The organism is Ureibacillus sp. GCM10028918 (assembly GCF_042666115.1).
Classification (GTDB): Bacteria; Bacillota; Bacilli; order Bacillales_A; family Planococcaceae; genus Ureibacillus.
In genome coordinates this window covers 143,675-168,814 of the sequence record NZ_JBHTFK010000005.1, presented here as the reverse complement: position 1 = coordinate 168,814, position 25,140 = coordinate 143,675, and the positions used below count along the sequence as shown (strand labels likewise).

The 25,140-nt window shown below is 36.8% G+C and carries 26 protein-coding genes; 25 read left to right on the top strand and 1 reads right to left on the bottom strand.

Annotated elements, in window-relative coordinates; genetic code table 11:
• The first annotated feature begins 71 nt into the window (after positions 1–71).
• A complete protein-coding gene (locus tag ACFQU5_RS04130; RefSeq protein WP_390285030.1) occupies positions 72–1,037 on the top strand; it encodes a YpdA family putative bacillithiol disulfide reductase in 966 nt (321 codons plus the stop codon).
• A 323-nt stretch (positions 1,038–1,360) separates the two neighbouring features.
• Positions 1,361–3,202 (top strand): V4R domain-containing protein, encoded by a 1,842-nt coding sequence (locus ACFQU5_RS04125; RefSeq protein ID WP_390285028.1) that lies wholly within the window; start codon positions 1,361–1,363, stop codon positions 3,200–3,202.
• Positions 3,203–3,346: 144 nt separating this feature from the next.
• On the opposite strand, the gene ACFQU5_RS04120 is transcribed toward ACFQU5_RS04125, so the two are convergent.
• Positions 3,347–4,312 (bottom strand): asparaginase, encoded by a 966-nt coding sequence (locus tag ACFQU5_RS04120; RefSeq protein ID WP_390285026.1) that lies wholly within the window; start codon positions 4,310–4,312, stop codon positions 3,347–3,349.
• A gap of 85 nt (positions 4,313–4,397) precedes the next feature.
• Between ACFQU5_RS04120 and prsW the strand changes: the two genes are divergently transcribed.
• The 23 genes from prsW to aroH all read left to right on the top strand — a co-directional run bounded on the left by prsW (position 4,398) and on the right by aroH (position 25,135).
• On the top strand, positions 4,398–5,072 hold the full coding sequence (prsW, locus tag ACFQU5_RS04115) for a glutamic-type intramembrane protease PrsW (RefSeq protein WP_390286501.1): 675 nt from the start codon (positions 4,398–4,400) through the stop codon (positions 5,070–5,072).
• A gap of 144 nt (positions 5,073–5,216) precedes the next feature.
• On the top strand, positions 5,217–6,002 hold the full coding sequence (gene sleB / locus ACFQU5_RS04110) for a spore cortex-lytic enzyme (RefSeq protein WP_390285024.1): 786 nt from the start codon (positions 5,217–5,219) through the stop codon (positions 6,000–6,002).
• Positions 6,003–6,014: 12 nt separating this feature from the next.
• Positions 6,015–7,304 (top strand): PepSY1/2 domain-containing protein, encoded by a 1,290-nt coding sequence (locus tag ACFQU5_RS04105; protein WP_390285022.1) that lies wholly within the window; start codon positions 6,015–6,017, stop codon positions 7,302–7,304.
• Between the two features lie 179 nt (positions 7,305–7,483).
• Positions 7,484–8,143 (top strand): flagellar brake protein, encoded by a 660-nt coding sequence (locus ACFQU5_RS04100; RefSeq protein WP_390285020.1) that lies wholly within the window; start codon positions 7,484–7,486, stop codon positions 8,141–8,143.
• 125 nt (positions 8,144–8,268) lie between these two features.
• The gene (gene cmk, locus ACFQU5_RS04095; RefSeq protein ID WP_390285018.1) at positions 8,269–8,943 is read left to right on the top strand and encodes a (d)CMP kinase; all 675 of its coding nucleotides are present in this window, start codon (positions 8,269–8,271) and stop codon (positions 8,941–8,943) included.
• A gap of 126 nt (positions 8,944–9,069) precedes the next feature.
• Positions 9,070–10,215 (top strand): 30S ribosomal protein S1, encoded by a 1,146-nt coding sequence (gene rpsA / locus ACFQU5_RS04090; protein WP_390285016.1) that lies wholly within the window; start codon positions 9,070–9,072, stop codon positions 10,213–10,215.
• A 228-nt stretch (positions 10,216–10,443) separates the two neighbouring features.
• Positions 10,444–11,754, top strand: a complete 1,311-nt coding sequence (gene der / locus ACFQU5_RS04085; RefSeq protein WP_390285014.1) for a ribosome biogenesis GTPase Der — start codon at positions 10,444–10,446, stop codon at positions 11,752–11,754.
• Between the two features lie 22 nt (positions 11,755–11,776).
• Positions 11,777–12,787 carry an NAD(P)H-dependent glycerol-3-phosphate dehydrogenase gene (locus tag ACFQU5_RS04080; protein WP_390285012.1) on the top strand — a complete coding sequence of 337 codons (1,011 nt, stop codon included), beginning with the start codon at positions 11,777–11,779 and terminating at the stop codon, positions 12,785–12,787.
• 87 nt (positions 12,788–12,874) lie between these two features.
• Positions 12,875–13,135 (top strand): DUF2768 domain-containing protein, encoded by a 261-nt coding sequence (locus ACFQU5_RS04075; protein WP_390285010.1) that lies wholly within the window; start codon positions 12,875–12,877, stop codon positions 13,133–13,135.
• 68 nt (positions 13,136–13,203) lie between these two features.
• Entirely contained in the window at positions 13,204–13,956 is a 753-nt protein-coding gene (locus ACFQU5_RS04070) for a hypothetical protein (protein ID WP_390285008.1), read from the top strand.
• A 230-nt stretch (positions 13,957–14,186) separates the two neighbouring features.
• Positions 14,187–15,665 carry a stage IV sporulation protein A gene (gene spoIVA / locus ACFQU5_RS04065; protein WP_390286499.1) on the top strand — a complete coding sequence of 493 codons (1,479 nt, stop codon included), beginning with the start codon at positions 14,187–14,189 and terminating at the stop codon, positions 15,663–15,665.
• Positions 15,666–16,059: 394 nt separating this feature from the next.
• A complete protein-coding gene (locus tag ACFQU5_RS04060; RefSeq protein WP_004232618.1) occupies positions 16,060–16,332 on the top strand; it encodes an HU family DNA-binding protein in 273 nt (90 codons plus the stop codon).
• Between the two features lie 302 nt (positions 16,333–16,634).
• Positions 16,635–17,204, top strand: a complete 570-nt coding sequence (gene folE, locus ACFQU5_RS04055) for a GTP cyclohydrolase I FolE (protein ID WP_390285005.1) — start codon at positions 16,635–16,637, stop codon at positions 17,202–17,204.
• A 210-nt stretch (positions 17,205–17,414) separates the two neighbouring features.
• On the top strand, positions 17,415–17,636 hold the full coding sequence (mtrB, locus tag ACFQU5_RS04050) for a trp RNA-binding attenuation protein MtrB (RefSeq protein ID WP_390285003.1): 222 nt from the start codon (positions 17,415–17,417) through the stop codon (positions 17,634–17,636).
• 125 nt (positions 17,637–17,761) lie between these two features.
• Entirely contained in the window at positions 17,762–18,511 is a 750-nt protein-coding gene (locus tag ACFQU5_RS04045) for a heptaprenyl diphosphate synthase component 1 (protein WP_390285001.1), read from the top strand.
• Between the two features lie 28 nt (positions 18,512–18,539).
• Entirely contained in the window at positions 18,540–19,244 is a 705-nt protein-coding gene (locus ACFQU5_RS04040; RefSeq protein WP_390284999.1) for a demethylmenaquinone methyltransferase, read from the top strand.
• Between the two features lie 18 nt (positions 19,245–19,262).
• Positions 19,263–20,237 (top strand): heptaprenyl diphosphate synthase component II, encoded by a 975-nt coding sequence (gene hepT, locus ACFQU5_RS04035; RefSeq protein ID WP_390284996.1) that lies wholly within the window; start codon positions 19,263–19,265, stop codon positions 20,235–20,237.
• 109 nt (positions 20,238–20,346) lie between these two features.
• On the top strand, positions 20,347–20,763 hold the full coding sequence (ndk, locus tag ACFQU5_RS04030; protein ID WP_390284994.1) for a nucleoside-diphosphate kinase: 417 nt from the start codon (positions 20,347–20,349) through the stop codon (positions 20,761–20,763).
• Positions 20,764–21,076: 313 nt separating this feature from the next.
• Positions 21,077–21,334, top strand: coding sequence for a hypothetical protein (locus tag ACFQU5_RS04025; protein ID WP_390284992.1), 258 nt, complete (start codon positions 21,077–21,079; stop codon positions 21,332–21,334).
• Between the two features lie 121 nt (positions 21,335–21,455).
• Positions 21,456–22,226: a CheR family methyltransferase gene (locus tag ACFQU5_RS04020; RefSeq protein WP_390284990.1), complete on the top strand. Its 771-nt coding sequence runs from the start codon at positions 21,456–21,458 to the stop codon at positions 22,224–22,226.
• A 262-nt stretch (positions 22,227–22,488) separates the two neighbouring features.
• The gene (gene aroC / locus ACFQU5_RS04015) at positions 22,489–23,670 is read left to right on the top strand and encodes a chorismate synthase (RefSeq protein ID WP_390284988.1); all 1,182 of its coding nucleotides are present in this window, start codon (positions 22,489–22,491) and stop codon (positions 23,668–23,670) included.
• Between the two features lie 2 nt (positions 23,671–23,672).
• Positions 23,673–24,764 (top strand): 3-dehydroquinate synthase, encoded by a 1,092-nt coding sequence (gene aroB, locus ACFQU5_RS04010; protein ID WP_390284986.1) that lies wholly within the window; start codon positions 23,673–23,675, stop codon positions 24,762–24,764.
• The gene (gene aroH / locus ACFQU5_RS04005) at positions 24,761–25,135 is read left to right on the top strand and encodes a chorismate mutase (protein ID WP_390284984.1); all 375 of its coding nucleotides are present in this window, start codon (positions 24,761–24,763) and stop codon (positions 25,133–25,135) included. The genes aroB and aroH overlap by 4 nt, the downstream gene beginning before the upstream one ends.
• The last annotated feature ends 5 nt before the right edge of the window (positions 25,136–25,140 follow it).

Below are 25,140 nucleotides of genomic sequence, written 5' to 3'. Positions count from 1 at the left end.
CTAACGATAAGAAAATGAATCACTTTTCTGATTGTGGGGAGTGAGATTTTCTAAAGGAGATGTAATTAATCATGCAAAATGTTGATGCTATAATCGTAGGTGGAGGTCCTTGTGGATTATCTGCTGCGATTGAATTAACGAATATAGGTTTAAAGCCGCTTGTTATTGAGAAGGGGAATATCGTCAATGCCATTTATAACTACCCTACACATCAAACTTTTTTTAGTTCAAGTGAGAAATTAGCCATTGGAGATGTTCCTTTTTTAATAGAAGAACGTAAACCGCGTAGAAATCAGGCACTTGTTTACTATCGTGAAGTTGTGCAAATGAAGAATATTCAAGTCAATCGTTTTGAAAAAGTAAAATCTGTGGAAAAAGAGCCCAATGGTCATTTTACGGTCAAGACCGATAAAAAGGTTTATGAAACACCTTATGTGATTTTGGCAACCGGCTATTACGACCAACCCAATTATATGAATATTCCAGGTGAGAATTTACCAAAAGTCCATCACTATTTCAAAGAAGCACACCCCTACTTTGATACAGATGTTTTAGTGATCGGAGGAAAAAACTCGGCAGTTGATGCTGCTCTTGAACTACATAAAGCAAAAGCGAGAATTACAGTCGCTTATCGTGGCAATGACTATTCCCCTTCCGTTAAACCATGGATTTTGCCTGAATTTGCTGCTCTAGTAAGAAATGAAGAAATAACAATGCATTTTAATACGACAGTAAAAGAGATACGGGAAAATGAAGTTGTTTTATTGGTAGATGGAAAAGAAAGAATCATTGCGAATGATTTTGTTTTTGCAATGACAGGATACCATCCAGATCATCAGTTTATTCGAGACATGGGAGTGACCATTGATGAGGAATCAGGTAGACCGAACTATAACCCGGAAACAATGGAAACGAATATAAAAAATCTCTATATAGCGGGAGTTTTATCAGCGGGGAATAATGCAAACGAGATTTTTATAGAAAACGGAAAGTTTCATGGCGGCTTTATTGCCAATCATATTCTATCTACTAAATAATTCATCTAAACTATGGAAATGAAGCAGGAATTGCTTTTGAGAGTGTAGACAAAGTCGAAATTCGATTTTGTCTACACTCTTTTTATTTAATCTTAATTAAATATTGATACTCAGAATGTCATCAACTTTATCAATATTCACACTAAGAAATCCTGCTAAATTCGGAATGCAACCTTTTGATAGGTTGCCTCGTCATAGTCATTAAGTTCCGTGTTTTTATCATTTTTTCTCGAAAATATATAGTTTTTTCTCGTTAAGTATCATATCATGTCGTTAGTGTTAATATATATTTCATAGGGCTTGTAATAGAATAGGGGGATTCTATGGTAAATTCTGAGACTACGAAGCACTTAAAAGACAAAAAAATATCAACTACCTCCGCAACCTTTGGATTATTGAGAAAAGGGTTAATAAGTCATTTAGGGATAAAGAGAGCGAAAGCGTTTCTATTAAGATATGGCTGGAATTTAGGTGTCGAAAATGCAAACGAGGTATTACAAAGCTCTGTAAATTTAGAAGAAATGATCAGTAAGGGAGAAAGTTTGCGATTACCAACGGGAGAACTATTGCAAATGGTTTCTAAAAGAACTTTGCAAACAAATGCAGATGGAGAAGTTGTCTATATCCATGCAACCGGGAAATGGATTGATTCATTTGAGGCAAAAGAGCATTTGAAAAATTATGGACTTTCAAATTCCCCGGTCTGCCATATTTTAGCAGGACTAGCTAGCGGGTTCACTACAATGATTACGAAGAGGAAAGTTTTTTTAAAGGAGATAAAATGCCGTGCAATGGGTCATGATGAGTGTTGCTATGATATGAGATTAGAAGAAGAGTGGCAGGACGATTCAGAGATGCTAGAGGAAATTAGTTTGTATAAAGAAAGTAGTTTCATAGATGAATTAAATCTTGTCTATGCAAAATTAATGGATCAAAAAAATTATATTGAAAAAGTGTCTACTTTTCATGAAACATTGACTGCGTCAAAATTATCAGAAGGCGATTCCATTGAAGAACTAATTCGAATGATATCTCATTCACTTGAAATTCCGGTTACTATAGAGGATTTAAATTTTCAGACAAGGTTTTTTGCAGGGATTCAACCAGATACTTACGACATATTAAATGAAGATTTTTCAAACTATATTTCAAGGATAAAAAATGAAAAGCTCCAATCATCTACCTACACTAACACATTCATCATTCGGGGGGAATTACACAATCGTCTAGTTACCCCGATTGTTGTACAAAATCAATCAATTGGATATATGACCTTTATTTATACCGATCAAACAATCGACCTTCAAAAGGATCTAATGCTAGTACAGCAGGGTGCTATTTCTGTTGCCAATTATTTATTAACTGAGAAGGCAAGTATGAAGGAAGTAGATAATTTAAGGGGGTATTTTCTAGAACAATTATTGTTAAAGCAATACTTTTCGGTGTCTCACATTATAAACCGGGGACATTCTATGGGATTTGATTTAAAGGAACCGTTCTATATTGCGACCTTACAATTTTCTTCTGACCAGCGAGATGCAAATAATAGCGATTTTCGTGCTAGAGTGATTCAGTCAATCACCAGGTACCTTATATTGCAAAATTATCAGATCTTAATTACCCAATTTGAAAACCAAATTGTCATGCTGTTACCGAAAGTAAAGGAACTAAAACTAAAGCTAGAAAATATTCTGGACTTTTTAAATCACCAGTTCCAAGAAGTAATTTTCCGTATCGGCCTAAGTAATGAAAGTGACTCGATTGAAAACAATTCCGGGAGTTTGGAAGAATCTCAAATTGTATTAAGAACTAACAACCAGGATCCAATTGTGTTCTTTGAAAATGCAGGTATGATCGGTTCATTAATCAATTCCAATAATATGTCTATCATTCGTCGGAAAGCTCAAAAAGAATTACAGCCAATTTTACAGTTAAAAGAAGTGAAGAGAAACGAACTATTAAAAACAATGTATATTTTTTTGATGAACGGAGGGAATTTACAACAATCCATCAGCGAGCTTTCTTTATCGTTGAGTGGTTTGCTTTATCGAATTTCAAAGATTGAAAAACTATTAAATAAAGAATTGCGCAATCCCAAAAATGCATATGAGTTATTGATCATGTTAGATGCGCTAAAAGTTTTAGGAGATATCGATGTATCATGATATCAGTTTTTAGCATGTAGAAACACTTTAGATTGGTTGTTTAAATACAAATTCAAAATTCAAAGAAGCTGGGACAAAAATGCTTTCTACTTCTGTCCCAGCCCCTTGTCTGCTATCCAAAATTTTATTCGCTAATCAAATGTTTTAATTAAAATATTCTTTCAAATCAATTGGCGAATTTTCTTGATTTAAACCAATCAACAGCTTTAGTCGTGCTTTTTGACCATTAATGCCATTCGCGAAAATTACTCCTGAATTTTCCAGGCTTTTTCCGCCGCCCACATAGCCATACACCCCTTCAGCAATACCGTTAAAGCAGCGGGATACAAGGATGACAGGGATATTTGCATCAAGTAGTTTTTGAATTCCCACAGCTACATCAGGAGGGACATTCCCTTGACCTAAGCCTTCCAAAACGACACCATCATAGCCTAGTGTCAAAATCGCTTCAATCAAATCTCTTTCCATTCCAGCATATACTTTTAATAGTCCCACTCTTTTTTCGATTGAATTGACTTCAACATAGCGTCTTTTAACGGGTGCCTGGTGAATATGGACCATTTTCTTTGTCACTAAACCGATTGGGCCATATTGGGGACTTTGAAATGTGTTAACACTTGATGTAGACGTTTTTGTAATGTTGAATGCCTGATGAATTTCATCATTCATGACAACAAGGACACCTTTGTCTCTTGCCTCATCACTACAAGCTACACGAACTGCTTCCACTAAGTTATAAACACCATCTGCTCCTAGTTCATTGGATGAACGCATCGCACCTGTCAAAACGATAGGGAAATCAAACTTCGTTGTTAAGTCTAAGAAGTAGGCTGTTTCTTCTAATGTATCTGTTCCATGAGTAATCACTACTCCATCAACAGCGTGATCCTTTACATATTCAACTAAAACGTTTCGTAAGTATAGCATCTCCTTGGGCGTAATATGAGGAGAAGGGTAATTAAATGCTTCCAACTCAACAATACTAGCGTATTTGTCGAGTTGTTCACTCACACCTAGAAGTGGATTTTTTTCGTTCGGAAGTACAGCTCCTGTTTCATTCATTTTCATGGAGATTGTGCCGCCAGTGTGAATTAATAAAATATTCTTCATTGGAAAAAACCTCTCTTAACCATCTTTTCGTTAGCTACTAATGTTATAATAACATTAATGAGGTTTTAAGGAAGGAGTGTAGCCTATTTTTATTTTATTGTCAGCTGCAGTAGCTCCCGGTCTAGCTTTGTTAAGTTATTTCTATTTGCGTAATCAAATGGCAACAGAGCCAAGAAGAACGTTATTACAGGCCTTCTTCTTTGGGACTATAATTACATTCCCAATCATGTTCATTCAGTATGTTATAAAAGAAGAAGAAGCTATTGTGAACCCATTTATTGCAGATGTATTATTTTCAAGTGGGTTGGAAGAGTTTTTCAAATGGCTAGTCATTTTAACGCTTATTTTCAGGCATGTTGAATTTGATGATCCTTATGATGGAATTTTATATGGTGCCAGTGTTTCACTTGGATTTGCCACAGTAGAAAATGTATTATTTTTACTGACGTTCGGGATTGATACCGCTCTAATTAGGGCGATATTACCTGTCTCCAGCCATGCCTTATTTGGTGTTGTCATGGGGTATTATTACGGCAAGAGTAAATTTGCAAAAAATGATAAACAAAAGGAGTATTTGGTCCTCTCCTTAGTTGCACCATTATTTTTACATATCATCTACAATTCAATTCTAACGTTTCAAGGGTATTGGGTGTATTTGATTGCACCTTTCATGTTTTTCTTATGGTGGTTTGCTTTAAGAAAAGTCAAGTTGGCCCATCAGCATCTTGTACAACATTTGTTTGAACAAAATAAAATTTAAAAGCTTCTATTTTCATTGTATACATGAAAATGGGGGCTTTTTTTGTTATCGAACTCTTTCTAATTTTCATCATTATATGTTTTTCTGATTGAAAACGTATAAAAGCAAATCTTTTTTACATGCTATGAGAAAGGAGTGAAATAAATGGTAAGAAGTATTTTTATGTCTGTGATTTTAATATTTGGCACACTTGCAGTAATAAAGCCAAATGAACCATTAGCATTTTCAGGACAAACCATTGAACGTGGAGCATTTGGGGATGATGTGATTGAGTTGCAGGCACGATTACAATACTTGGGGTTTTATAAAGGCAAAATTGATGGGATTTTTGGATATGGGACATATTGGGCTCTACGCAACTTCCAAGACCAATATGAACTCGGAATTGACGGAATAGCAGGAGCAAGATCAAAAGATGCACTAGTAAGAGCAAGTGATTATCACGAAGACTGGGTTCATGAACAAATAGAGAATGGAAATCGATTTACCCATTATGGTGGTATTCCATTAGCCCAACAAACTAGTGCAGGTGCAGGCTCATCTGAAAGTACCGATGTACAGCTTCCAGTAAAATATTCTGAGAGAGATTTACAGTTAATGGCAAATGCGGTTTATGGAGAAGCGCGTGGTGAGCCTTATGAGGGACAAGTGGCGGTAGCTGCAGTAATTTTAAATCGATTAGAGTCCGCAGAATTTCCAAATACAATTTCTGATATCATCTTCCAGCCCGGCGCGTTTACAGCAGTAGCAGATGGCCAGATTTGGTTAACTCCAAATGAGAGGGCAAAAGAGGCTGTTTTGGATGCCATGAACGGATGGGACCCTACAGAAAATGCACTATTCTATTTTAACCCGAAAACCGCTACAAGTAAGTGGATTTGGTCGAGACCGCAAATTAAGCAAATTGGTGAACATATATTCTGCTACTAAAGGAGGGACAATATGAAGAGTGCTATCTATTTACTTTCCATTGCAGTGTTAGCGCTAGGATTATATTCTTATGAAGTCAGGAAAGATAATAAACATTTAGAACAAACAGTTCATGCACAATATACAAATTCATTAACAAATGCATCAGAAAAGTTATCCACTCTACAACAGTCAGTATCTCAATCTTTATTGTTTCAAGATGAAGTAGCACTGGAAAATGAACTGGATAATATTTGGCGAATCAGTAACGAATTTCGATCGACAATTAGTAGCCTACCTTTAAGTAGAGAAGTATCAAATGAATGGCTTCGATATGTAGGCAATATCGGTGAAGAAGCGAAATATGCAGCAGATAACAGCAATTTTGAATCATGGCATAAACGTATGCCAGTAGTAAATCAGAATTTACAAGCCTTGGCAGATGAATGGACTGTCGCAACATCTAATTTTTACCAAAATGATGCGAGTATATCAGAGTGGGCTTCTGTTGCGGAAAAGGAAACAAATGAATCTCCATTTAAAACCGTGACTGCAAATTTAAAGTCTTATGGCGAAACCGATTTCCCTTTAACAACTAGTGAATCGGATTGGCTAAAGAAAAAAGAACTCCAAAATTTGAATGACCAAGAAATCACGAAAGACCAAGCAATTGAAAAACTGGAGTTACTAATACCAGGCATAAAGGATGCCACATACACCGTAACAAAGAGTAAAGATAATGCTGCATATCCTTTCTATCACATTCAATTTGTTAAAGGCAGTCGAATTGGGTATGCAGATATTACCGTAAAGGGCGGCTATATTTTATCTTTCTTATCTGAACGACCAGTTCAGGAGAAAACAGGAATTACACAACAGCAAATCCGTGATTTAGTCACTAAAATTCTAAACCAAGCAGGGTATAAAGATCTGCAATTGGTAGAAATGCGTGAAAACCATGAAGCTTGGCATATGTCCTTAGCTCGTGTTGTTGGGGACGACAAAGCATTAGTTTATGCAGATGGTGTTCAAATGAAGATTTCGAAGGATAGTGGAGAACTCTTAGGTTTAAACGCTATGGAATATGTTCAAAAGGAAGAGATAAACGAAGACCAAGAAGTAGTGCCAATCGATTGGGAAGCTTTCTTTAGACCTGGAACTCAGGTAGAAGATGAACAATTAATCTACACAGAAAACGAAGCGTTCCAACTAAGAAAATGCTATCAAGTCATTGCGCATTTTGATAACGATCTGAACGAGACATTCAGAGTGGTTGTCGATGCTGAAAATCATGATGTACTAAAAGTTGAATACATGCAGTAAACCAATTACTCGTTGAAAACGACATGACTTCCCACAGAGCTTTTTTCACTTCATTCTCCTGGATTTGTTTTAATCGATTTTACGAACTAAAAGAATGAAGTGAAAAATCATCATGTTTATAGAAAAAAAGTAATTTTCGTGCAATAATTAGACTATTATGATTGTGCGAGGCGAAGATTATGCAACTAAAGATAGGGACTGCATTGACTTTAGAACCCACTTATACCGATCGAGTTGAAAAATTCCGTTGTAAAATTGTGGAACAAGAACATCACATACTTTATATTGACTATCCGGTCAATACTGCGACAAATAAAACTGCTTTTTTAGTAGACGGTTCACAATTTCGTGCCTCGTTTACGGGCGAAGATAAAGTAAGTTATGCATTTAATACAGAAGTATTAGGACGAAAATTAGGGAACATTCCTACAATCATGTTGGCATGTCCGCCATCTGATGAGTTCGTGAAAATTCAGAGACGTGAATTTGTACGAGTGAATACTCCAGTAGATATTGCAATTGAATATAATAGTAAATTCCACCAATGTGTCACCGACGATATCAGTGCTGGTGGATTAGCAATCCATTTAATAAAAGACGTCCCATTCAAAGAAGATGAGAACGTTAACCTCACAATTGTATTGCCTTTTATAAACGGAGAAATTCGTTATATAAAAACTTCAGGGAAGATCATTCGTATCTTTGAAAAGAATCATGTAAGAATAGCGTCTCTTCAATTTACGGAGACAGAGGATATAGACAAGCAGTATATAGTACGTTTTTGTTTTGAGAGGCAACTGATGATCAGAAGAAAAAATGAAGCGAATACAATCGACTAACACAAGGTGTGTCCCGAAGGTTTGTTTAACAAACTTTTGGGACATTTTTAGGTAGTTAAAGAAAGCTTATTGTAAGTGTATCAACAACGTAATATGGTACAATATTGTTGGAAAGTAGGGATTTTATGATTAAACAAATTCAAATTGCAATCGATGGACCAGCCGGTGCCGGTAAAAGTACTATAGCTAAAATTGTAGCAGAGAATTTAGGCTTTACTTATATCGATACAGGGGCAATGTATAGAGCAGTTACGAATAAAGCAATGTCTCAAAACATAGACTTAAGTGATGCAAACTCGCTAGAAAAAATGCTGTTAAATACTTCTATTATCCTGGAACCCTCACAAAATGGACAATTGGTTTTTGTTGATGGAGAAAACGTAACTGAAGCGATTCGCTCAAATGAAGTGACAGCAAATGTAAGTGAAGTAGCAGCACATGCAAACATTCGTGAAATCCTGGTTGCAAAACAGCAAGAACTTGCAGCGCGTGGTGGAATCGTTATGGACGGAAGAGATATTGCCACACATGTTCTAAAAGATGCAGAATTGAAAATTTTCATGTCTGCTTCGGTTGAAGAAAGGGCAAAACGTCGATTTTTGGATAATGAAAGAAGGGGAATACCTTCCACGATCGAAAAACTTCAAGAAGAAATTGCACTGCGAGATCAACTTGATAGTCAGAGAGAAGCGTCTCCATTAATCCAAGCTGAAGATGCCATCTATCTTGATACTACTAAGCTTTCAATAGAAGAAGCGGCACAAGAAATACTAAAATTAGCCAAGCAAGAAATGGAATAAAATCCATCCAAATTTAAAGCAAGAGAAAAAAAGTTAATGAAATTTCTGATATTAGAGGAAAATTTTTTGTTTTTATGAACTATTTAGAATAAAATAGAAATTGGAAGATGCGAAGGAGGGTTACATATGTCTGAAGAAATGAACTTAGGATCAAACCAAGAGTTTAAAGAAGGAGATATTGTGAAAGGTGTTGCTGCGCAGGTAGATGAAAAAGCAGTAACAATCTCAATTGAAGGTGCTCCTTTCGATGGGATTTTACCAATCAGCGAACTTTCAAGCTTACACATTGAAAAAGCTTCTGACGTAGTATCAATTGGAGATGAGCTAGAGCTCATGATAACGAAAGTAGAAGAAGAAAACTTTGTATTATCTAAACGCAAAGTAGATGCGTTGAAAGCTTGGGATAAGCTTGAAGAGCAATTTGCATCAGGAGAAGTGTTCGAAGCAGAGGTAAAGGATGTCGTGAAGGGCGGCCTTGTTGTTGATTTAGGTGTACGTGGCTTCGTTCCTGCATCTCTTGTGGAAGACCATTTCGTAGAAGATTTCGAAGATTATAAAGGCAAAACATTAACTTTTAAAATTACTGAACTTGATAAAGAAAAAGGACGTCTGATTTTATCTCACCGTGCAGTCCTTGAAGAACAAAAAGCTTCTAACAAGAAACGTGTATTGCACGAAATCAATGCTGGTGATGTAATCGAGGGTAAAGTGCAACGTTTAGCACCATTTGGAGCATTTGTTGATATTGGTGGTGTGGATGGATTAGTTCACATTTCTCAAGTTTCCCATGATCATGTCGATGATGTAAGTACGGTATTATCAGAGGGTCAAGCTGTTAAAGTAAAAGTGCTGTCTGTTGACCCAGAAAACGAACGCATTTCATTATCGATCAAAGATACATTACCTGGACCTTGGTCAAAAGTAGCGCAGCAGGTTACAAGGGGTTCGATTTTAACTGGTACAGTAAGACGTTTAGTATCTTTCGGTGCATTTGTTGAGTTGTTCCCTGGCGTAGAAGGGTTAGTTCATATCTCGCAAATTTCACATAAGCATATTAATACACCTCATGAAGCACTAAAAGAAGGCGACGAGGTGCAAGTAAAAGTATTAGATGTGAACGCGGAAGAAAAGCGACTTTCCCTGAGCATTAAAGAACTTCAAAACAACCCTGAAAAAGAAGAAGAGTTCGACTACGAATTACCGGAAGAAACAACGGGATTCTCACTTAGTGATGTAATCGGAGATAAACTTAAAGGATTCACAAATAAATAATACGATGTAAAAAGGCGTACCATATAGGTGCGTCTTTTTATATGGCGATAATTAAAATATCATTCTCTCTTCATTAATTTTTGATTCAGAAAGTTTTCCACTATAGTTGTTTTGCTTCAACAAGTGGCTAAGTTTTCCAAGAAACAATTGCTTAGAATTGAAAAAATGATATAATTTATATTTTCGTGTATAATACTAAAGATAAGAAATTGGAAGGATGAAGTACAGATGACAAAACCAGTAATCGCCATCGTAGGTCGTCCGAACGTTGGAAAATCCACAATATTTAACCGTATTGTTGGTGAACGCGTCTCAATCGTGGAAGATATTCCAGGAGTAACACGTGACCGCATATATAGTTCGGCAGATTGGTTAACACATGAATTTAATATCATTGATACAGGTGGAATTGAAATAGGAGACGAACCTTTCTTAGAACAAATTCGCGGACAAGCCGAGATTGCTATTCGAGAAGCCGATGTCATTATCTTTATGACAAACGGACGTGAAGGCGTTACATTAGCCGATGAACAAGTAGCTAAAATTTTATATAAAACAAAAAAACCAATTGTTTTAGCAGTAAATAAAATTGATAATCCAGACATGCGTGAAATGATTTACGATTTCTACTCTTTAGGCTTTGGAGAACCATTCCCAATTTCCGGTTCACATGGTTTAGGACTTGGAGATTTATTAGATGAATGTGCTAAACACTTCCCTAAAGAAGATGAAGCGCAATATTCGGAAGAAACGATTAAATTTAGTTTAATCGGTCGCCCAAATGTTGGGAAATCGTCATTAGTTAATGCGTTTTTAGGACAAGAACGTGTTATCGTTAGTGATATAGCAGGAACAACACGCGATGCTATCGATACGCCATATTCTTATGATGGCCAAGAATACGTAATCATTGATACTGCAGGTATGCGTAAAAAAGGGAAAGTCTATGAATCGACTGAAAAATACTCTGTCCTGCGCGCACTAAGAGCAATTGAACGCTCAGACGTTGTTTTGGTTGTATTAAATGGTGAAGAGGGTATTCAGGAACAGGATAAGAAAATTGCGGGTTATGCTCATGAAGCGGGTAAAGCAGTGATTGTCGTTGTGAATAAATGGGATGCAGTAGAGAAAGACGAAAAAACGATGAAACTCTACACACAACAAATTCGAGAACACTTCCTATACTTACACTATGCACCGATCATTTTCGTATCTGCGAAAACAAAACAGCGTGTTCATCAAATCTTGAATATTGTTCAACGTGTAAGTGAAAACCATGCAATGCGTATTCAATCTTCAATACTAAATGAAGTTATTGAAGATTCAGTTGCACGTAATCCTGCACCATCAGACAAAGGGAAACGTTTACGTATTTACTACACGACACAAGTTGCGGTAAAACCACCAACATTCGTTACCTTTGTAAACGATCCAGAATTAATGCATTTCTCTTATGAACGATTCCTTGAAAACCGAATTCGTGAAACCTTCGATTTTGAAGGAACACCAATTCGATTAATCGCTCGTGCACGCGACTAATTGAATTTAAGGGGGAGAGAATATGGAAAATGTTACGGTTTTAGGGGCAGGCTCCTGGGGCTCGGCATTAGCACTTGTATTAGCTGAAAATGGTCACAACACGCTTGTTTGGACACATCGTGATGAACAAGCAATTGAGATTAATTTACATCATTCAAATCAAAAGTATTTACCAAATATTCAATTGCCTGAAAAACTAGTTGCTACGAGTAATTTGGAACAAGCCATACTTCATTCTGACATTGTTGTTGTAGCTGTACCAACAAAGGCCATTCGTGAAGTATGCAGCACGATGGAGCCTTTCCTGACAGGTAAAAAATTGTTTGTCCATGTATCAAAGGGAATTGAACCAGATTCGCTTATGCGTATTTCCGAGATTCTAACAGAAAGTCTTTCACCGGAAGTAGTGGAGGAAATTGTTGTACTATCTGGTCCAAGTCATGCAGAAGAGGTAGTACTGCATCATCCAACAACAATTACAGCAGCGTGTAGTAACTTAGATGCTGCTGAAAAGGTTCAAGACTTATTTATGAATAATTATTTCCGTGTTTATACAAACGATGATGTTATTGGTGTAGAGCTTGGCGGAGCATTAAAAAATGTTATTGCCTTAGCTGCCGGTATATCTGATGGCTTGGATTATGGAGATAATGCAAAAGCTGCTCTGATCACAAGAGGATTGGCTGAAATCACTCGTCTCGGTGTGAAAATGGGCGGAAATCCTTTTACTTTTGCCGGTTTAACAGGCATGGGAGATCTAATCGCAACGTGTACAAGTGTACACTCCCGCAACTGGAAAGCAGGAAACATGCTTGGTAAGGGGTTAAAACTCGATGAAGTTTTAGAGCAGATTGGCATGGTAGTTGAAGGTGTACGCACTACAAAAGCAGCCTACCAATTATCTGAAAGATATGAGGTGCCAATGCCGATTACTATGGCACTTTTTGAAATTTTATTTGATAATAAGGAACCAAAAGTAGCGGTGGATGAATTGATGATCCGAATGAAAAAACGTGAAATAGACCTTTATTAATAATTTTTGCATTTTCTCTATTAAGAATAAATGGGTATGTGGAGGTAGTTTGTTTACCTCCTCTTCTTGTGAAAGGAGGTTTACAACTTGCAAAATTTGTTATCTTCCATGAATTATCTAACGCTGCAAACGGCGAGGGGACCACTTGCGAGTATGCATGCACTAGATGTGATGTGGGTTTCTTTTTATTCAATTGGTGCCATGTTATTATCTGTATTGCTTGTGGGAGTCACAAGAAAATGGGTAAACAATGGTTGCTTATCTCTGGCTCTGCGATTCGTTGCTTTTGGCATTTTTGCAATCGGTTCCATCTTAATGGTGCTCGTGGTTTTGACATGGCCAAACTAAATTACATACATAGTGATGCTTCAATATGGTAGCTGTTAGCGAAACAATTTACCCGAGGTGAGTAGAAAATGAAAAGACAATGGAGCCTGTTTTTTATACTAGCTCTAACTACAGTTTTATTATCAGGCTGCCTCTTCCCGGAAGAGGAGAAAGCAGAAAATCAGGTGCCGGATGACCTTCAATTAGCCTCTGTTCAAAAGGCTGTGGAGGAATTTCAAGCAGATACCGGTGTACTTCCGATTAAAACAAGGGACATGGATACAGATATTTTTATTAAATATCCGATTGATTTTGAAAAATTAGTTCCAAAATATTTAGCCAATGCACCAGCCAATTCATTTGAAAAGGGTGGGCTATTTCAATATATTATTTGGGATCCTGAAGTAAAGCCAACAGTAAAGTTAGTCGACCTACGATCTGCTGAAAGAATTCGTGAATTGAACATACGATTTATGAGTACCTATTACCCAACTTTTAAAGAACAGATTGCAGATTACGTCTATTCGATTGATTTTGAAAAAATTGGATATGAGGAAGATTTAACTGTACAAAGCCCGTACACGAATAATTTACTTCCTTTAATCGTTACGACTGAAGGGGAAATCTACATTGATTATTCAATGGATTTAAATATTTTCATACAAGAAAATAAGCTTAAGCCAACGCCAGGGGAAGATATACGTATGTTATTGGTCGATGCGTATCCGGTCGTACCAGCTTATTCATTACCTTACACAGTCGATCAAAACAACGAACCGATTTTTATGTACGAACCAACGGCAAAAGAAACAGAGGAACAAGAAACCACGTCTAAACAATAAAAAATACAACAACATACCAAAAATGAAAAGTGTTTAAAAAATATGGATTTTTACATATTTTTTAAACACTTTTTTCATATATATAAATAAGATTCAGTTTGTGCGATATACCTCTTCAATTAGGCCAGCGATATCGATCATACATTCCCTATCCAAAAATTTTCGTACAAGGCGTTTTCATATTTGAAGAATGTCGTACATAGACTAAATTACGTAAAGGAGGAGCTACAATAGGCGAAGAAATCTTTCATCAAATAGCAGAAAGAACGAATGGGGACGTATATATCGGTGTTGTAGGGCCTGTTAGAGTTGGTAAGTCTACTTTTGTGAAAAAAATGATGGAGTCAGTTGTGCTCCCGAATATCGTAAATGAAGAAGATCGCAAAAGAGCACTGGACGAGCTGCCTCAAAGTTCACCAGGTCCTGTTATTATGACTGCTGAGCCAAAGTTTGTTCCTGCACAAGGAACAGAGATTACAATTGGTGAGAGCGAAATTCCGTTCCGTATTCGTTTTGCAGACTGTGTTGGGTATGTAATTGACGGTGTTAGAGGTTACGAGGATGAGGACGGTCCGAAATATGTTCATACGCCATGGCATTCAGAAGCGATTCCTTTTGAAGAAGCGGCGAAAATCGGTACGGATAAAGTAATTCGCGACCATGCAAATATTGGGGTTGTCGTAACGACAGATGGATCGGTTAATGGTATTAACCGGCATGCAGCAGCAGTTGCCGAAGAGCAAATTGTTAGCCAACTAAAAGAAATTGGGAAACCGTTTGTTATTGTGTTGAACTGTCAAATGCCAACACACAATAACACAATGGCACTTCGTCATGAGTTACTTGAAAAATACGAGGTTCCAGTAATTCCGGTTGCAATTGATCAAATGAATACGAAGGATATGGAATATATCCTCCAAGAGGCATTATATGAGTTCCCTATTGAAGATATTGAGGTAGAAAAACCAGATTGGTTAGATGTGTTAGATTATACACATCCGCTAAATGTAACGCTTTCTGATGCAGTAGGAAACGTTTTAAATTCGGTGACGAAGATTCGTGATGTGTCTCAAGCCGCTTCAGAGTTACGAGAGATTGACTTTGTGGAAGAAAGTGAAATTGAACGGGTAGATGCTGGTTTAGGTGTAGCGACTGTACGGATAACGTTAAAACCTGAAATTTATAAAGCTGTATGCAACGAATGGTTAGATGCTCCTATTGATACAAAGAAAGATTGGTTGCTATTCATTAAAGAAGCAGCGGAAGCGAAGCAAGCTCAAAAAAGATTCCGTGAGGCGATTGATGAAGCGAGTGATAATGGCTACGGTATCTCTCTTCCAACATTAGAAGAATTCCAGCCAAGCGAACCAGAAATTATTAAACAAAATAATTTCTATGGTGTTCGTATGAAAGCGAGTGCACCATCGTACCATATTATCCGTGTGGATATGGAAACAGAATTTGCACCTTTAATTGGTACAGAATTCTATGCGAACCAACTACTGAAAGACTTGCAGTACTCTTATAAGCATGATCGTGATCAATTATGGCAAACCCAATTATTTGGCACTACACTTCATGAAGTGCTTCAAGAGGGAATTCGCTATAAAATGAATGCCGTACCTCCAGGCGCCAAGAAGAGAATGCGTCAAACAATTGAAAGAATGGTTAACGAAGGTGAACGTGGTTTAGTAACCTTTATAATTTAGTAAAATTGTCTTCTCGATTAAACAAGGGTGAATAATTATGCACTTATATCTTTAGTCACATCTTGAGGCAACATGGTATGGACCGTTATCTAATAGGTCGCAACCTTAAGAAATTCCTTCTGACCCCTTAAGTATTGTCTGAATTTTAAGAAGGTTTGAGCATAAAAGCAATTATACTACGATGTAGCTTTAATGTATAAAATAAATAAATTTGGTATAAATTAGGAACAGGACTTTTCATTTAGCAGGTGAAAAGTCCTGTTATTTATGTTTTAATTGAAAAAAACCGATTGATTGTTGAAAACATGGATAAATACAGTTGCGCAGGGATTTTCTATATGTTAATCTTTTTACATGATTTAGGTTCATGACCCTTTGAGAGGAGGTGAATGGTGTGAATAAAACAGAATTAGTAAACTCTGTTGCTGAAGCTGCAGGTCTTTCAAAAAAAGACGCTTCTAAAGCAGTTGAAGCTGTATTTGATACAATTCAAGATGCTCTTGCAAAGGGTGACAAAGTACAATTAATTGGTTTTGGTAACTTCGAAGTACGTGAACGTGCAGCTCGTAAAGGGCGTAACCCACAAACAGGTAAAGAAATCGAAATCGCTGCTAGCAAGGTACCTGCGTTTAAACCAGGTAAAGCTCTTAAAGATGCTGTTAAATAATTATAGAAGCGTCTAGCAGTTACATAGAGCAGTCGTCATGGACAAGCATGATGACTGCTCTTTTTACTTTTTGTAAAACTTGATATGATTAAGATTTATAGGTGTAGAATCATTAAATAACTAAAGATATAGAAAACATAAGAGAATCAAGAAGTGAATGCTCAAGAAATGACGAAAATCGAGCTTTCAAAATATATACATAACACTTTAGTGATAAAGATAATCCTTTTTGCGTAAAGGGTTAGGATGTGCTACGATTCTTTTTGTGTAGCGACTGTCCATCTGGACTAGGAGGAAGAAAGATGTCGAAAGTAAATTTAGAAAAAATAGAAGAAGCTGTAAAAATGATTTTAGAAGCTGTTGGCGAAGATGTAGATCGTGAGGGACTACTTGATACACCAAAGCGTGTTTCAAAAATGTATGCGGAAATGTTTAGTGGAATAGAAGAAGATCCAAGAGAATTTTTTAGCACAGTTTTCCATGAGAATCATGAAGAACTAGTACTAGTAAAAGATATACCTTTTTATTCGATGTGTGAACATCACTTGGTCCCGTTTTATGGAAAAGCTCATGTAGCCTATTTACCGCAGGGTGGTCGAGTTGCAGGATTAAGCAAACTTGGAAGATGTGTGGAATCTGTGGCACGAAGACCACAGTTGCAGGAAAGAATCACCTCAACGGTGGCAGATACAATCATGGAAATGCTGGAACCATATGGTGTGTATGTAGTAATTGAAGCAGAACATATGTGTATGACGATGCGTGGACTAAAAAAACCTGGCTCTAAAACAGTTACTTCTGTTGCTCGCGGGATTTATGCGGAAGATGACGTTTTACGAAGAGAAGTAATATCATTTATTCAAATGTCTTAAAACTATAGTTTTATTATGATATGATGTACAAGAATATATTTTAACTTCATTTAGCGAAATGAAGTGACCATAAGGCGAAGACATGCGCTTTTTAAAGGGATTTTTCGAGCGGGCTCGTCTAAAATCTTGGCGCAAATGTTTGATTGTGACAAAAGCTTGCCACAGTCGCAGATACGTCGAGACGAATTTGATTTTGAGGAGACAAATAATATGACTCAAACAGACTATATTATCATTGAAGCTCTAGAAGATGGCGTACATGTAATCGGTTTAACACGTGGTACGGATACTAAATTTCATCATTCTGAAAAATTAGACACTGGGGAAGTAATGATTGCCCAATTTACAGAAAATACATCTGCGATGAAAATTCGTGGAAAAGCTAAGATTTTATCCACGCATGGCGAGGTTGAAAGCGGTTCGAAGAAGTAATTAACTTATAAAATGACAAACATTAATTGTAATACAAACTGGTTTATTTAATTGTATTGGTGTACCGAAAGAACCATTGCAATGGAAGCCATACATTGCACTTTAAGTAGAATGGAGTAATATCTATGGATGCAACATACATTCAACAATCAATAGAACAATTAAAAACAAATATTTTCATGCATGTTCGTCATAGAACTTTGATTCAATATACGGGATTGCCAGTGCTTGATGAAAATCAATTGTTTTATATGCTATTACCATTTTTAAATGGAGAAAAATGGGATGAGCAAATACAAGAAAGTGCAATTACGGTAGGGATCGTCCATGCTTCGCTTAGCGAACACGACAAAATAAGTGAAAAAAATGCTACAACTAAAGAACAACAGCTTACTGTTCTTTCAGGTGATTATTATAGTGGACGTTATTATGAGATATTGGCACAATCCGGCAATATCGCTCTAATTCGACAGCTTTCTGAAGGTATTGTAAGTAGGTGTGAACACCAAATTAAGTTGTATGAAACATCCCATTACACAGTCAATGAGTGGTATCAAGTTATCTCCGTCATTCAAACAGAGCTAATCAAACGTTTTTACCAAGTCTATCAATATGAACAGTATAGTTCATTAATGCATACTGGTTTATTATTGCTTCATTTGCAAAAGGAACTTCATCAACATCAAAGTGGTATTACTTCAAACCTTTTTGCAAAAATGCAAGAGAGTGTTATTGGGGAAGAGAGCTCATTTGAGTTAATCATTCAAAAAGAAATTGACGATCTCAAAAATTTGCTAAACGAATATCTTCAAACGTCCAATATTTTAAAAGACGATTTAAAGTTATACATACAGCAACAAGTTGCGTTTAATTAAAAAAAACGCTTAGAAAGGTAATGACAAAATGGCTAAATCGAAAGAAGAACACGTACACGAAGTCTTTGAGAGCATATCGGATAACTATGACAAGATGAACTCCGTAATTAGTTTTCAACTTCATGTAAAGTGGCGTGAAGATACAATGAAACGTATGGCTGTTAAACCAGGATCTAAATGTCTAGATGTTTGTTGTGGTACTGCCGATTGGACAGTAGCACTTGCACAGGCAGCTGGAGAAACAGGTGTGGTAAAAGGATTAGATTTCAGTAAAAATATGCTTAAAGTTGGAGAGAACAAGGTTAAACCTTATCCTCAGGTAGAATTGATACATGGAAACGCAATGGAGCTCCCATTCGAGGACGATACATTCGATTATGTAACGATTGGATTTGGTTTACGTAATGTTCCGGACTATGTGCAAGTCCTAAAGGAAATGAATAGAGTGTTAAAGCCAGGTGGGATGGCAGTTTGTCTTGAAACATCACAATCTGAAATTCCCGTATATAGACAATTATTCAGATTCTATTTCAACTACATTATGCCGGTATTCGGTAAATTATTTGCAAAAAGCTATAAAGAATATTCTTGGCTGCAAGAGTCTGCAAACGATTTCCCAGGTATGAAAAAATTAGCGAAAATGTTCGAGGAAGCAAATTTTGAAAAGGTAACATATAAAGCATATAGCGGTGGGGCTTCCGCTATGCATATGGGCTTTAAAAAAGAAAACTAGGGGGAGAAGGTTTCGCGCGTGGAAAAGATGAAATTAACATTACTCTATTCCGATCTAAAGTCGGATATAGACATCATCGAAAAAGAATTAGAAACTGCGTTAAACTCGTCTTCACACTTGATAAATGATGCTTCTCTCCATTTGTTACAGGCTGGCGGTAAACGAATTCGCCCTGTTTTTGTTTTAATGTGTGCAAAATTTGGGCAGTATAATATTGATCAAATCAAAAATATTGCCGTACCGTTAGAGTTAATTCATATGGCATCACTTGTACATGATGATGTTATTGATGATTCAGATTTGAGAAGAGGTAGGCATACTGTAAAAGCACAATGGAATAATCGAGTTGCCATGTATACAGGTGATTTTATTTTTGCAAGAGCTTTAGAGTATGTGACATCTATCGAAAATAGTAAAGTTCATCAAATTTTAGCTAAAACAATGGTTGAAATTTGTAATGGTGAAGTAATTCAAATTGAAGACAAGTTTCGAGGGCAACAAAACCTAAAAGATTATTTCCGCCGAATAAAGCGTAAAACAGCTCTACTCATTGAATCAAGCTGTGAATTAGGGGCTGTCGTTGGTGGACTTGATGATAAAACTGTAAGACATCTAAAACGGTTTGGTTATTTTGTTGGGATGAGCTATCAAATTGTAGATGATATTTTAGATTTCACTGCAACAGATAAAGAGCTGGGAAAACCTGCTGGAAGCGATTTGCTCCAGGGAAATATCACTCTGCCTATTTTATTATTGAAGGATCATCCTACAATCCAGCGTTTTGTTGACAAAGCGTCAAATGGTGAGGTTTCAGAAGCAGATCGCTTGGAAATGCTGAAGGTTGTCCGCAATTCCGATGCAATCAAACAAGCGATTACTTTGAGCAATCAATATTTAAGAAAAGCGTTAAAGGAAGTGGACGCTTTGCCAAACCACCCCATGAAGAAAAAACTTAGAGATGTAGCTTTATTTATTGGTAAACGTAAATTTTAAGTAAAATTACCAAGGTTTAATTAGTAAAAGTTGATGTATTGCGGTTCTTTTGGTAATATTTATCGGTAGGTGTAACGCCTTATACAAACTTAAGGAGTGTTTTATAATAATGGCAATTGAAAAAACTTTTTTAATGATTAAACCAGACGGAGTAAAACGTCAAGTAATTGGAGATATCGTAGACCGTTTCGAACGTCGCGGTTTCGAACTAAAAGGTGCTAAATTAATGGTAGCTCCTCGTGAAGTAGCTGAAGCTCACTACGCAGAACATGCGGACAAACCATTCTTCGGTGAATTAGTTGATTTCATTACTTCTGGTCCAGTCTTTGCAATGGTATGGGAAGGCGAAAGCGTAATTTCTTTAGCTCGTACGATGATGGGTGCTACAAAACCATCTGATTCTCAACCAGGTACAATCCGTGGTGACTATGCTGTGACAATTTCTGAAAACGTAATCCACGGTTCAGATTCAGCAGAATCAGCAGAACGTGAAATTAGCTTATGGTTCGGCGGAGAAGTAGCTTAATTTTCCCTCTGGCGAAATTTAAGAGTGTAGTCAAAGTTGATATACGACTTTGTCTACACTTTTTTTATGTAACTGTTCTAAACTGAACGATTAACCCAGAATGTCTGGAAAACACTTATCAGCCAAGGAGGGCGGGCGCTCTAAGACCAAATAGATTCTTGAGGCACTGAGCGAGTCAAGTAAAGCTTGGATGTGAGCGTGCGTCTTCATCTGGAATAAATACTGCTTAGGCAATAGTTATTTTTTGTATTAACGGAACTTTTTGGAAACTCTCTCGTGAATTTTGGTATAATCGGTACTGGAGGTGATAGAGATGGCAGATTACGTAATTCTGGTATTGGGAATTGTTGTAATTGGCGCAGCTATTCCAATCACAGCAATATTAACAAGTCATTTCAGTAAACAGTCTAAATTGAAATTAGAAGTGTTAAAGCAAGAGATTGAACTAGAAAAAGTAAGAAAAGAAGGTTATATCATCGAAACAGAAAAGCTTCGATTGGAAATTGAACAAACGAGACAACATTTAGCCCTGGATCAACCTGTACAGTTAAAGTTAGAAGATAAGTTCTAGAAAAAATACCACTTTCTTCACCCCCTCTCAACATTTTAAATAGTCGAAATGATATATATTTCCGATTTTCTACATTTCCGATATAATGAAATGAGGAAATAACGAGGGGAAAGATTAACCAATGTCAGACTATGAACAATTTATTGCCGGAATAAATAAGAAAACAGGAATAAATTTAGCTCTCTATAAAGAAGCTCAGATGAAGAGACGTTTAACTTCCCTTTATGAAAAAAAAGGGTATCGTAATTTTGTCGAATTCTTGCAAGCTCTTGAAAGAAACCGTGATTTAATGAATGAATTTCTAGACCGAATGACCATTAATGTATCGGAATTTTATCGGAACGGTAAACGTTGGGAAGTTTTGCAAAATAAAATATTTCCATTATTGCTTCAGACCAATAAACGCTTGAAAATTTGGAGTGCTGCTTGTTCAACGGGGGAAGAACCCTATACAATTTCCATGGTTTTATCCCATCATTTGCCGCTTTCACAAATTCAGGTATTAGCGACAGATCTCGATGAGAATGTGATTCAAAAAGCTAAACTAGGATTATATCCAGAGCGTTCTCTTGCAGAAGTTCCAAACGATGTAAAAACGAAATATTTCGCACAAGAAGGGGCTTTCTTTAAAGTAAGAGATGAAATTAAAAGAACGGTTAATTACAAGAAACATAATTTGTTAAATGATCAATATGAATCAAACTATGATTTAATTGTTTGCAGAAATGTAATGATTTATTTTACAGAGGAAGCGAAAGATCAAATCTATCGTAATTTTAGTAAATCGTTACGTCCAGGAGGGATTTTGTTTGTTGGTTCTACAGAACAAATTTTCAACCCTGCTCAATACGGCTTCGAAATTGAAGATACTTTCTTTTATCGAAAGAAATAAGATGGTTAGCCACTTGTTTCATGAATATGCTTTTAAACTTCGCTTTTCGCATAGAACGAAAAGCGTATTTTACTATAAAATGACTTTTTTTAAGGTGAAAATGAAAAGGTTAAGGGAATTAATCCAATAATATTATATAATGGAATTTCTGAATATTCGGTACTATTTTCTATCATATTCAAAAAATAGCACTGTTTTTTGGGTTATAATATGTTATATTTAAAAATACATACTTTAGCGAGTTGAAGGGAGAAAGTGTTTTATGCGTTACCTTACAGCAGGAGAGTCTCACGGACCTCAATTAACTACAATTATCGAGGGTCTTCCATCCCTATTACCAATATCGGCAGAAACTATAAATTATGATTTAAAGCGACGTCAAGGTGGACATGGCCGCGGAAGAAGAATGCAAATCGAAACAGATACCGTTGAAATTGTAGGTGGTGTTCGTCATGGGAAAACACTGGGATCCCCGGTTTCATTAATAGTGAAAAATGATGATTGGAAGCACTGGACGAAAATTATGGGGGCCGATCCACTTCCGGATGACGTTGATCCAAACGAAATTAAACGTCAAATTTCACGTCCACGTCCAGGACATGCAGATCTAGTAGGCGGCATGAAGTATGGCCATAGAGATTTACGTAACGTATTAGAACGTTCCAGTGCCCGTGAAACGACAGTTCGTGTAGCAGTAGGTTCGGTTGCGAAGGCATTATTAAGTGAATTGGGTATTTCAATAGTAGCCCATGTAACAGAAATTGCTGGCATTAAAGCTGATACATCAAAAGCTGAGGGTAAATCTGCAAGTGAAATCCGCGAAATAGTTGAACAGGATCCTTGCTACTGTGTAGATGCAGAAGCTTCAAGTCAAATGGTACAAATGATTGATGACACAAAAAAAGCTGGAGATTCTATCGGCGGTGTAGTGGAAGTAATCGTTGAAGGCCTTCCGGCAGGTATTGGTTCATACGTACATTATGACCGTAAATTAGATGGCAGGCTTGCTCAGGCAATGTTATCAATCAATGCTTTTAAAGGTGTTGAATTTGGAATTGGTTTTGAAATGGCACGTCGAAAAGGTTCAGAAGTGCATGATGAAATTCTTTGGGATGAAGAAAGTGGGTACACCCGTGCAACAAATCGTCTGGGTGGTCTAGAGGGCGGTATGTCAACGGGTATGCCAATTGTTGTTCGCGGTGTGATGAAACCAATCCCAACTTTATATAAACCGTTACAAAGTGTGGATATTGAAACAAAAGAAGCATTTAAAGCAAGTGTTGAACGTTCTGATAGTTGTGCAGTACCAGCGGCATCCATTGTTGCGGAGAGTGTTATTGCTTGGGAAGTAGCAAGTGTACTTGTAGATCAATTCCATAGTGATCAATTGCCGCAGCTGAAAGCGCAAATCGAAGAAATGAGAAAATACTCAAAGGAGTTTTAAAAATGAAAATTCCAGTAAACACAGCATCACACCAATATGAAGTTGTGATTGGGAACGACATTTTAACGAGTGCAATTGATTCCTTATGTGAACAATTACCAAAAGTTGATAAAATCATCGTTTTTACAGATCAAAACGTATGGGATGCAGGAGGGGACTATTTCTCTGAAAATTTCCCATTACCTTTTGAAGTTTTTGTAATGCCACCTGGTGAAGAATGCAAAAGCTTTGAAAACTATAAAGCAGCGCATACATTTTTAATCAACAATCAGTGCACCCGAAAATCCCTTTTGATGGCCTTTGGTGGAGGGGCAGTAGGTGATTTAACCGGTTTTGTTGCTGCCACTTATATGAGAGGGATTCCTTTTGTACAGATCCCTACGACAATATTAGCTCATGACTCGGCAGTTGGTGGCAAAACAGCGATTAACCACCCTGAAGGAAAAAATCTCATTGGTGCCTTTTATCAACCAAAGGCAGTGATTTATGATATCCATTTTTTAAGCTCGTTAAGTGAGCGTGAGGTTCGTTCTGGAATGGCAGAAGTTATTAAACATGCAATGATTTCCGATGAAAAATGGTTACAAGAATTAATGTTGATTGATTCGATTACGAACATCCCGAGCGATCAGCTGGCATCTTATTTAAAAGCTGGAATTGAAGTGAAGGCAAAGATTGTAGCCGAAGACGAAACAGAGCAATCCGTTCGAAAATATCTTAACCTTGGTCATACTTATGGGCATGCCATTGAAGCCGCAGCAGGGTATGGTGGATTGGCCCATGGAGAGGCAGTTGTAATTGGGCTTGTTTACACGCTGCTTTTAAGTGAGCGTTATGGAAAGGTAACACGCGAGTTCACAAAATCTTTTTTACAATTTGCTTACAACAATGGATACCCATTTGAAGCAGTATCAAAATATACATTCGAAACATTAGAATCGTTTTTGGTTAAGGATAAAAAGGTTGAATATGGCGATTTGCAATTTGTTTTACTGAACACGATCGGCAATCCTTTTATTCAATCAATTGAAATATCAGAATGTAGAGAAATAGACTTAGAGTATCGCGCTTTACTTATGGAGGTATGTAAATGATTAGAGGAGTAAGAGGGGCAACGACAGTAACAGAGGATAGAGCCGAGTTAATCTTTATTGAAACTGAAAATTTGGTGAAGGAAATTGTGCGTGTAAATAATATACAACCAGATGAGATCATCTCAGTATTAATCTCGACAACTACGGATATTACTTCTGGATTTCCAGCTAAAGCAGTACGTTCCATTGAAGGATGGGAATATGTTCCGACGATGTGTACGCATGAAATGAGTGTCCCGAATGCTCTTCCATTGTGCATTCGTGTTTTACTGCATGTCAATACTGAGTTAACTCAAAAAGACGTACGCCATATCTATTTAAATAAAGCGGTAAATTTAAGACCTGATTTAGTACAAGAAGCTAACAAGTAAGGAGA